Annotated in this window: 7 protein-coding genes and 2 pseudogenes; 6 read left to right on the forward strand and 3 right to left on the reverse strand. The window is 58.7% G+C overall.

Translation table 11 applies throughout. The features are described from left to right. Positions 1–346: 346 nt before the first annotated feature. From ACLFKU_RS41025 to ACLFKU_RS41035, 3 genes and pseudogenes are all read right to left on the reverse strand, one after another. Positions 347–484: pseudogene (locus ACLFKU_RS41025) on the reverse strand (IS6 family transposase); the annotation flags it as partial. Between the two features lie 32 nt (positions 485–516). Continuing rightward, a complete protein-coding gene (locus tag ACLFKU_RS41030) occupies positions 517–825 on the reverse strand; it encodes a hypothetical protein (RefSeq protein ID WP_410853024.1) in 309 nt (102 codons plus the stop codon). 60 nt (positions 826–885) lie between these two features. Beyond that, on the reverse strand, positions 886–3,771 hold the full coding sequence (locus tag ACLFKU_RS41035; protein WP_410853025.1) for an autotransporter outer membrane beta-barrel domain-containing protein: 2,886 nt from the start codon (positions 3,769–3,771) through the stop codon (positions 886–888). Between the two features lie 1,285 nt (positions 3,772–5,056). On the opposite strand from ACLFKU_RS41035, the gene ACLFKU_RS41040 reads away from it, so the two are divergent. From ACLFKU_RS41040 to ACLFKU_RS41065, 6 genes and pseudogenes are all read left to right on the forward strand, one after another. Next, positions 5,057–6,028 carry a hypothetical protein gene (locus tag ACLFKU_RS41040; RefSeq protein ID WP_410853026.1) on the forward strand — a complete coding sequence of 324 codons (972 nt, stop codon included), beginning with the start codon at positions 5,057–5,059 and terminating at the stop codon, positions 6,026–6,028. A gap of 463 nt (positions 6,029–6,491) precedes the next feature. Further along, positions 6,492–6,641 (forward strand): autotransporter outer membrane beta-barrel domain-containing protein, encoded by a 150-nt coding sequence (locus ACLFKU_RS41045; protein ID WP_410853027.1) that lies wholly within the window; start codon positions 6,492–6,494, stop codon positions 6,639–6,641. 1,399 nt (positions 6,642–8,040) lie between these two features. Continuing rightward, positions 8,041–8,277: pseudogene (locus ACLFKU_RS41050) on the forward strand (helix-turn-helix domain-containing protein); the annotation flags it as partial. An 86-nt stretch (positions 8,278–8,363) separates the two neighbouring features. After that, positions 8,364–8,861 (forward strand): transposase, encoded by a 498-nt coding sequence (locus tag ACLFKU_RS41055; RefSeq protein WP_410853028.1) that lies wholly within the window; start codon positions 8,364–8,366, stop codon positions 8,859–8,861. Beyond that, on the forward strand, positions 8,837–9,190 hold the full coding sequence (tnpB, locus tag ACLFKU_RS41060) for an IS66 family insertion sequence element accessory protein TnpB (protein WP_410853029.1): 354 nt from the start codon (positions 8,837–8,839) through the stop codon (positions 9,188–9,190). Before ACLFKU_RS41055 ends, tnpB begins: the two co-directional genes overlap by 25 nt. 45 nt (positions 9,191–9,235) lie before the next feature. After that, entirely contained in the window at positions 9,236–9,844 is a 609-nt protein-coding gene (locus ACLFKU_RS41065; RefSeq protein WP_410853030.1) for a transposase, read from the forward strand. The last annotated feature ends 452 nt before the right edge of the window (positions 9,845–10,296 follow it).

Consider the following 10,296-nt stretch of genomic DNA (forward strand, 5'->3'; position numbering starts at 1 on the left):
GAGCAGGTATGCGCGTTCCTTTCAATGAGTGAAACAACCATCACCCTTCGTTTCAAGCCCAGCGGCACCGATGACTAGCGAGTTACTCGATGGACAAGAGTAACGTGTTTTCACACAGCCTCGACCCATTGTGGTCGGTCGTCAGATCGCGGTCCCTTCGTCGCTTCTTGAAGTACTGCGGTCATCCGACGGCCGGTCTTGTCGGTCGGGCATCGGCCAACACAGTCAACAGCGCCGCAGAACCTTATCGACTTGGCGTACGCCAAGTTCCGAGTCATTGGATTTGAGGAAGCCGCGTCAGAGAGAAGATTGGGCCGGAAGCTGCTTGTATTGCCGCAGCAATCTCGACGGTCACGCCGCGCTCGAAGAGCAGTTCCTCGATCTCGCGCAAGCCCAACTGAAAGCGGAAATACCAGCGCACAGCACAACTGATAACCTCGCCTGGGAAACGGTGACCGTGATAGAGCGATTTGAATTTCTTCATCATGCCACAACGTGAAAGCGCCGTCCGGCGCACTACTGAAGTGTTATAGACGATGATTTTTTTGGACGAGATGGCGTTGCACCAGAAACAGGTTGGATCGGGTTTGCCACAGCGGCATCGATCGCCCCTTTAGCCCCGTGATCCGCACGGACTAACGTTGCACGAGTCATGGAGACGACCAGGCCGGGAACTGTTTGACCAAGCGACTCGGTAGTGTTCATCGATATTCCCGTTACATTGAATTCAACGTTAAGTACCCAATGACCTTCATGAATATGCTGACTACGCAGTACACCAATTAGTAATTCCTGGAAAGAAAACTTGTATTCATTGTTCGACATCGTTATCCCCTGAAAAAGCCGTCCTTGCATAAACAAGGGAAGGTCGCCGAGTATATTTTCTCACCAACTGTAGCGTACGCCGAAATCACCCTTAACACCATTACGTCGAACGTTGCTGTCCCCACTTACGGCGAGTTGATAACCGAACTGTGCATAGAGGTTCAGGCGCCCAGTAATCTTTGCAGTAACGCCACCGGCAAATTCTAAGCGCGTCGCCTGTATTATCAACGGCACCTGGTCACCACCAAACGTCGTGGTCGCCTGAGCGTTCCAATCCCGCCACAAGTTGGCACGCACATACGGCTGCCATACAACATGATTGCCGCCTTCGATGGTCCATTGTCCACGCACGCCGAGCCGGCCAGTAGCCCCAGACGTCGAACCCAATGACACACTTCCAAGACTGTCATTCGTGTCGCTGAATGATACATGCTGCCAGATGATTTGCGCTTGAGGCTCGATCACGAAGCCCGGACCTAACGCAAGCGGTATTGGGTAGCCTGCCTCTAGGGATGTCACGAAACCAGAACCTTGAACCGATAGGCTGGCCGATTGTGTACTGGCGTCGCCATCATAGTGCGTGCCCTGCAATACGGCGTCAAGATACCAACCACTTGGTCCATAGTGCGTCCAGTATCCGGCGCCTGAATATGCATTTAGATTCATTGAACCAGTGCGACCGAATATATACTCGGTTGCGGCTGCGTTCGTCATGATGCCATCAACATCCGCACTACCGTGGCCATACGCAAAGTACACACCAGCGATGTCACGATGTCCGGGCCAGAAACTGCCTCGCCAAACGTCAAGACCAGTCTGGACGCCGATCACTGAGCCGTTCGCGCGTGGATTGGCGAAAGCCTGATAGCGGTTATCGATTTGCGAACCAAACACACGCCCCCACGCGGAAGATGCCAATCCTGAACGATCCGCACCACCAGCCTGCGGTGTAAGCGTGTCGCCGATGCGCTCATGCAGCGTACCGAGCATTTCAAGACCTATTTGCCGAGCGATCGGTTGCATAACACCATAAGTGGCAAGCTCCGGGCCGATGATTGGATACGTTCCAGGCGGCAAAGGGCCAACCGCAGGCGGATCGGGAGGCACGACTTCGGGCTGCACTGGGGGTACAGGCGGCACAACTGGTGGGATGGGCTCCTCTGGAGTCGGAGGCACCACGAAATGCGAACGCAGGAACCAGTCTTCAAGATTATTACCATTGACGCCACCTCGGAACAGGTCGTAGGTAAATGCGCCGCCGCGTGCTTCGCCCGCGAGCGTAAAGGCGTCCCCATTCGTCGTGCCGCCGTTCGTGACGATCACGACCGGAATGCCATCGGCCCGCGTCAGCGCACCGGGACCGCCCGCGTTCCTGATCGCGAGCTTCGACGCTCCCGTGGCCGTGCCGGTATCGATGACGAGCCTGTCCGACGGCGAGTTGTCCGCGCCCAGAAACGTGTCGAGCGCGATCGTGCCGTTATTGCCGACGTACTGCGTCGTGGTGAGCGTGGTGCCCGGATCGCCAGCGGTATGAATGAGTCCCGCGTTGACGACGCTGGCAACGCGCTGGTCGAAGCCGCGCAGGCCCATTTTCCCGGCCGATGCGATGTGATAGTCCGAATTCGCGCTGAAGACCTGGGTAGCGCCCGCAGCGAGCGTTCCGCCCTCGATCAGGGTCGGGCCGGCATAGGTGCTGGCGCCGGTCATCACCGTTTCACCGTTCAGCACGTTGACCGTGCCCGTGCCCGCGATGGCGGCGGGAAACGTGTAACTGCCGCTGTTATCCGTGTGGTTGAAAACGACATTGCCCGTGCCGGCGCCGAACGTCAGCGTGTTCGCAACGAGCGTGCCGGGAGCGACTGGCGCAGAGCCAGTGGGCGCCCCGATGTTCAGTGTCCCGGTCGAGCCGGCATTCTGCGCAACAGAGACGGCGTTCGCAGAAACCTGTGCACCGTTTTCGATTGTCAGGTTTCCCGTGCCAGATTGACCGACGGCTAGCGTTGCCGCACTAAGCACTGAACCCGGATCGGTGACCGTGGCGTTGCCCACCGCTCCTGCGGAGGCACCGATAATGGCGTTCCCGCCGACCGTCACGGTGCCGTTCGACTGGACGCGCATATCCGCCGTGCCACCCTGGGCGATCACCAGATTCGGCGAACTCATCAACCCGCCGTTCGACGCGGTGACTGTTCCGCTCGCACCGGGATTGAAAGCGAGGTAGATCGTGGTTCCACTGCTAGCCATGCCACCATCGGTGACCGTCAACGCGCCAGCCGTGCCGATGCCGACGCTCAGACTGGTCGTGGAGCGGAGCGTGCTGCCGGGTCCGCTGACCAGCGCGGTAGCCGTCGTGCTGCCTCCGATCTGCAAACTTGTCCCCGTTGAAACTGAGCCGCCATTAAGCACATTGATTTGTCCCGTCCCGCCGTTCCCGACGATAAACTGGCCGTCATTCGTGTACGTCGAGCCGTGCCCTTCGACTGTCAGCACACCGGTGGAGCCAGCGCGCTCCCCTAGGCGGCTTATAAACAGGCTGTGCACGCTACCGCCGTCGCTCACCGTGAGCGTTCCCGAACCCTCAAAGCCGATGTAGTACTGCGATTCGGGGTTTGTGGTGTTGATCGACCCGCCGTTTACGGTGATGAGCCCCGTGCTTCCAGCGAACTGCCCAATCTGGATACCGGACAGTACAACGTTTGCGCCAGTCGGAACAATGAATGTCCCGCCCGGAGCACCTCCTCCATTATTCCCGCTGCTGGCGCCCGCGACGACATTCGTGAACGAACTCGGCCCGGCGGGTGCGGTCACGGTGGTGTTGCCGTCAATATTGAGGGCACTCTGTGCGAACCCAATCCTGGGAACAGACATCTCTCCGCACGCAAGCGCCACGGCCACAGCAGCGAGACGCAATTTACGATGGTTTGCACGTCTGGGACAACGCTTCATCGTGAACTCCAGAGAAACGGCAGTCTGGGAACTCCATTTATCGAAACAGAATCCGGGGCCATGGAAACGGGCTGCAGGGCGTTTCGCATTTCGGATTCGTTCATCGGACGCACGAGTGCCTCTCCCTGCAAAACGGGTGACCAAGCTACAAAGCTTTTTCTATCAGCATGCCGCATGCACATAATTAGCAATCCTGCACACAACGCATTGGATTCAAATAATGCAAGATGAGTCGGTACGAAACGGCGCGCTATTTCGTCGGGTATGCCAGCTTGCTAGCGTACTGTTCGTCCGTTTGAAGGCGCATCATTCGCCTCGTTGCCGGACGATACATGCCATTCCACGTGCGACATCAATGCGACGTACCGTCCTGCCATCTCCGGACGACACACCGGAAAAGTTCTTGGCAAATAATCGAGTTTTAGGTTATACAACCTGTGAAATTTTTCAAGAAAACGCGGGTCATTTCATAAAATGCCCAGTCCGATGCGGTTAATTAACCTATGTGGCGTCTGACTATCGAGATGCAGCTGTGAGTTACTCCAGGGCGGTAGAATTGGCATGAATGAAAGCCTACCAAGAAGAACGAAAAGAAGCGCTTCTCCGGTCGCCGGGGTGCGAGCACATAACGCAAGTTAGATAAAACTCGCGCTTTTCGGCGACTACCGAACTTCACATTTCAGTAGTCGTTCTTTCTTTCAGTGGTCGTTCTTCTGTTTGATAGGTATGCGTAATCGTTAGCATTCAGGCAAGGGAGGACGTATGCCAAGGGAATTCGCAACGGCTGTTTCCGAATATTGTCGTGCAGAACAATCGTCACTGCGATTCCTTGCCGTTGCCCACGCAACGATGGGTCATGGTGAAGACTCCAACGTGACCGCTAGCAGCGTACGACGACTGTCGTCAGCTCGACTACCCTGTCTGGTGTCTATCGCTGGCTCTTCGGCGCCCTCCCCGGCCATCACCGTAAGCGAGGGAAATCCCGTTGTTTCGCCAGACTCGCTACCATGCCGGCTGATCGTCATCACATCCATCGCGTTCAATCGGCCCTGCGTTTACGCGACAGGCGGTGCCGTGAAGCCTGAAAACGTCCTGATTGCAGTTTCTGCGACCGCAGCTGCATCCCTCACGCTGTGGATGAGGAACACCGATGTATCCACGGATTGACGTTTTGTACGCCGATCAGTGTCTGACCGAAAGTGCCTAACATGCTCGACCCTTAATTTATGGAGATGTCATGGGAGCATCCGGGAACATTCAGCAACGCAAACGACCGTCTAATGTATTGGCCTTCCGCTATCTGACCGGTTTCCGGCGCATCAAACCAGGTCATGCATTTCGGCTGAATGCGATCGCGGTTGCAACGCAGCTCCTGGCGGTTGCGCATGCGCAGACGACTATCGGCCCGGGCACCATCACAACTTCGCAGATCCTGAATGGTCAGACCGTCACCGTCGTCGGCGGTACGAGCATTAACGTGCCCAACGTTCCGAATAACGGCTGGGCCATCCTCGCGCGCGAGGGTTCCCACGTCACGTTCGATTCCACTGCCGGCCCCGCTGCCGGTCCGATCCAGCTGATCGGCAACACGGCGTTGGGCCACGCGCTGCAGGTACAGCAAGAGTCGTCCGCGCAGGGCTCGGGGCTGGAGATCACGACCAACGGCCCCGGCGAATATGGGATCGAGTTGCATCAGAACGGCTCGGTCAACCTGAGCAACACGAACATCACGACGAATGGCGCCGCGTCCGGTGGCATCGGAGCCTACGGACTGGGGGTTTCCGATACGTTGTCCGCCACGCTGTCAAACAGTTCGATCACGACCAGAGGCGACGTCGGCAATGGCGTGATTTCGTTCGGGGGCATCATCACGCTGATCAACGTCCCGGTGCGCACGGAAAGCAGCAGTACAACCCTGAGTGCGTATGGCGTCAACGCCCAGAGCGGCGGACAGATCACGATGAATGGCGGTTCTGTCCTGACCAATTCGTATAGTGGCGTCGGTCTGCGCGCGTCCGGGTCATCCGCGCCGAACTCGGCCATTGTTGCCACCGATGTCGCAGTCGAGACGCACGGCAATACGGGCTATGGCGTGCTGGCCCTCGCCGGCGGCGCCAGGGTCGATATGACGGGAGGCAGCATTACCCGGCCGGCCTCTACGGCTACGGCGCTTATGCGGGCAATGGCTCGGTCCTTGACGTTACGCGCGGCAGCTTCAATACCACCGGCGATAGTGCGATCGGCGTTGTCGCGGTAGGCAGCAACACCTCGGCGACGTTGAACGGCACGACAATAGGCACCAGCGGCACGGGATCGGAAGGCATCGACGTTGAAAATGGCGCGACGTTGACGGCGTCGAATGTCACGGCCCGCGCCACTGGAGCCAGCAGCGCGGCACTGTACATGGGCGACAACACAGGTGGCGGTGCCCGTGTGAGCTTCACCGGCGGCAGCGTGACGAGTGCCGCGGTGCCGACCGTCACGATCGCCAGCGGGCTCTCGCACCTCTCGCTGACCGATACGACCGTGCATGGTGACGCGCTCTGGCTACGCGTCGCCGCCACCGATGCCTACAGTGCCCTCGCCCGCACACGCGTTACGCCGGGCGTGCAGCCCTCCGCCGACGCCGCGGCCGGACCCGAGGAGGCGGAGGCCACTGTGCCGCTCGCCCCGGATGTGGAGAGCGTCAGCGACAGCACGACCGGCGGGCAGGCGACCAGATGGGCGATGCGTTGCAATACTCGCTCGGCATCAACGGCACGTATACGCAGAGGCTCTCGCTCTATGGGCGCGTGTCGTACCAGCAGCAGATCGGTAGCGGCGGGTTCCGGGGTTGGCTCATCAATGGCGGGGCGCGGTACGTGTTCTAGCTATCTGCTGGACGTCCGGTTCGTCCCGTTGGACCAACGGCGACTCGGGGGCGGCCGACAGCAGTAGGCGCGGCGGACCTTGCCCGAGGAAGGGCCACCACCCAGATTCGCGAATTGCGTAGCAGTCTGCATGCGGCTAACGCCCTGCTGGTGTCGGCCGCCCAGTTTGTATCGAAAGATGACCTGGCGCGGTTCGAACGGATGAAGGAGACCCGTCTGGCGGGAATGCGCACGTCACGCTTGGAGCACATCTTCGCCAGATTGCCCAACCTGCATACTGGCTGAGGCATAAAAGTGGAAGTTGGCTGGCAACGCCTGTCTTCGGCGGCCACGATGTTTCTCGCGGCAACTAAATGTTCGCACTGCGCGTAGCTCAGCGAGTTAAACGTCGTGTTTTCTTGTTTCGTGCGCAGATACGCGCGCACGAAGTGTCCTCAATTCCAGTTGCAATTCAAGGCACAGGTACATCAAGGCCTTTGTCAACCTGTCTGCTCGTGCTTTTGTCGCGAATCGCGCGCGTGCGTCAGAAGGCGTGCACGGAGTGGCGTGCGATGCCTTTTCGGACGCAAGAAGCTCGTCGACAAGGCGCCTGTGGTGGGCATACAACCCGGCCCGGCTCACACGCGCCAAGCGGCATACTTCGCTAATCGAGAGCCTTTCGCATGGGTTCTCATCTCGTTTCGCCCTCACGACGGCGCGAACCTTGTCTTCGACACTCAGACCTTCCTTCTTCATCTTCAACATCCTTCGAGCCAGTAACGCCATCTCCACGACCGCCTTCGTTGAGACCGCGGAGCAATCGAACGGTGTTTTCTCGACGACGGGAAACCCACTGAACGGTTTGTTCTGGAAGATCTGTCCGTCTCAAAAACTCGTCGTCCCCAGAGAGCCGGCGCTCCCACGAGGCGCGGTGATGCTCGGTCACGGCAAAGTTGGAGCAGGTCGAGCAGATGTCTGGGGAACGCCTCGTTTCATCCGGCCCCTTTGCATCGCCACGACATGGAGACAAGCTTTGTGAATACACACAATACCCCCAATCGCATGGTGCCAGCTTTACCCCAGCATCGATCAGCTTCTCCGCCACAGCATTTATTCCCTTTTTTCCGCGGTAGTGTGTCGCGCCAGATCCCTTTAATGCTAGAAGTGCAGAACTCGCCCTGCCGCCGACGTGCGATGCCGTGAGAAGGTCGGTGAGCCCCTTCATAAGGTCAATCCGAGCTTCCTGATGGAGCAACTTCTGTGAGGCAGCTCGACGGCCGAATGCTGAATCAGCAGAGGAGGAGATAATGGTAGGCTCTATCGGGCGCGCCCTGGCGTCAATCAGAAGCAGAACCTGCAAAGGTTCTGGAAAGCAATTGCACAGGGTCTGTCAAGCGAGGAAGCGGCAGTCATAGCCGGTGTGTCTTCTGCGGTCGGAGCTCGCTGGTTCAGGCAAAGTGGCGGTATGCCCAATATCAGCCTTGCTCCGCTTTCAGCCCGGTTTCTCGCTCTTCAGGAACGGGAGGAAATCGCGCTCTTACGCGTCCAGGGGCATGGCATTCGCGAGATTGCCCGACGTGTAGGACGACATCCATCGACTATCTCGCGCGAACTGAGCCGCAATGCTGCGACGCGTAGTGGCTACGTTGAATATCGGTAAGCGGTCAATAAAAGACGCCCTTCCATCGAGGGGCAGAAGGTCAGAAGCTAGGTGTCCACGTGGACACCTGCACACTGACACCGATGACAGGGAACAAAGATCTCAAGAGCCGCCTGGTGATTGGCGCAAAACGCGACGGCCGTCGCGAGTATGACGAAGGCGCACGCGACGAATTGGTGAGGATGTGCCTGAAGCCCAGCGTGTCAATCGCGCGCACAGCAATGGAACATGATGTAAAGCCGAATCAGCTTCCCAAGTGGATCACTCGTTACCGTCAGCAGCGAATGGCGCAGGCTCAGCAGATCTCGCCATCAGGAGTCACGGGTGGTGTGCCGATCGATACTCCGACACCATTGCGCCCGAGCGAGGCGCCGCCATTCATCCCAGTCGTCACCGCACCATTGCCACCGCCGGCTGTGCCTCAGGGGCCGTCGCAGTCGCCGCCACTGATGGTGGTCGCGTTTCATGTGCGGTTGCCGAATGGCGTCGAATTTGGGCTCGGCAACGCGAGTCTCGAGGAACTGGCGACGATCGTCCAGATGCTGGGGAGGCTGCCGTGTTCCGGTTCGACGATGGGCTGAAGGTCTACGTTCACCGCGATCCCGTTGACTTCCGGATGGGCATCAATGGTTTGTCGATCCTCGTCGAGCAGACGATGTCGCTAAACCCGCTGGACGAGGCACTGTATGTGTTCGGCAACCGGCGTCACGATCGTATCAAGATCATTGCCTGGGCTGGCAATGGGTTCTGGCTTCTTCTGAAGCGGCTTGAGGGTCATGATCGCTTTGCATGGCCCAGCGATGCGGCGATCATGACATTGAGCATCGAGCAACTACGCTGGCTTCTACAGGGCGTCGATCTCGCCGCCATCAAGAAGCACCCGAAACGATATTACGTCCGTGTGAGCTGAACGTCGGCGCAGTATGCCGGGTTTGTCGAGGAACGTACCGCGCTGGTGAATCGCCTGCGCGGACTGCTTGCCGAGTTTGGCGTGTTTCTGGCGCAAGGCATCCGCACATTACACCAACACATCGTCGACCGTATCGAAGACGGCAGCAACGAACTCGCTGGTCCCACACGCCAGGCCCTGATGCGTGGCTGGGCACAATGCCAGGCATTGGATCAGGAAATCGCGTGGCTTGACAAACAGATTGCCGAACCCGCCGGTCATGATCCTCAGGCACAGCGGTGCATGGACGTGTGCGGCGTGGGCCCTCTGACTGCATCCGCCGCTGTTTCGACCATCGTTGATGCGCGACAATTCAAAAACGGCCGGCAGATGGCTGCCTGGATCGGCACCGTAAAACAGCGGCTCGGACGCATCACCAAGCAAGGCAACGACTATCTCCGAACCCTGCTGTTTCAGGGCGCGCGCTCAGCGGTCCTGACGGCACACCGACGTGACGACCGGCTCTCGCGCTGGATTGTCCAGCTACAGGCGCGCGTCGGCTACTACAAGACGCTGGTCGCCGTCGCCAACAAGCATGCGCGTATTCTCTGGGCGTGCTCGCGAAAGGCGAGAAATTCGATCCATCGCACGTATGGATTGCTCCGCGCGCAGTGATTTGCGCAACAGACAGCTGAGTTAGCCATCAACCACGATCCACTTTGCACTCGAAGACGCAACAGGTAAAGGATAGCGACAGGTCAGACCGGCAGCGGGCGAACTCGATGAACCGTAAGGCGCCAAATCGCATCTATTCGCCGTCCCAGGGATGGAGTCCCGCTGCGCGGTTACTATCCGAGCCCGGGCGCAACCACAGCGCCCAGTAAGGCCGTTTATGGGCATGCAGTCTGTCTCACCGCCGTCCGCACCACCAACGTCTCGAACGACACCGAAGCTTGGTCAGCGACGCATTAAAACCCGCTTGTCAAAATGGGGAGGTCCTTAGTGTGCTACGAATGCAAGCGCAGCGGTTGCGTGAGCAATGCTTTGTTGAAGATGAGGGCGGGCCCCTCGAAGTCGGCTTGCAGGAGTTGGCTTCAAATCACCTCAAGCTGCGCGGGTAAAGAGTC

Source organism: Paraburkholderia sp. EG304 (assembly GCF_046543485.1).
In the GTDB taxonomy this organism is placed as follows: domain Bacteria; phylum Pseudomonadota; class Gammaproteobacteria; order Burkholderiales; family Burkholderiaceae; genus Paraburkholderia; species Paraburkholderia youngii.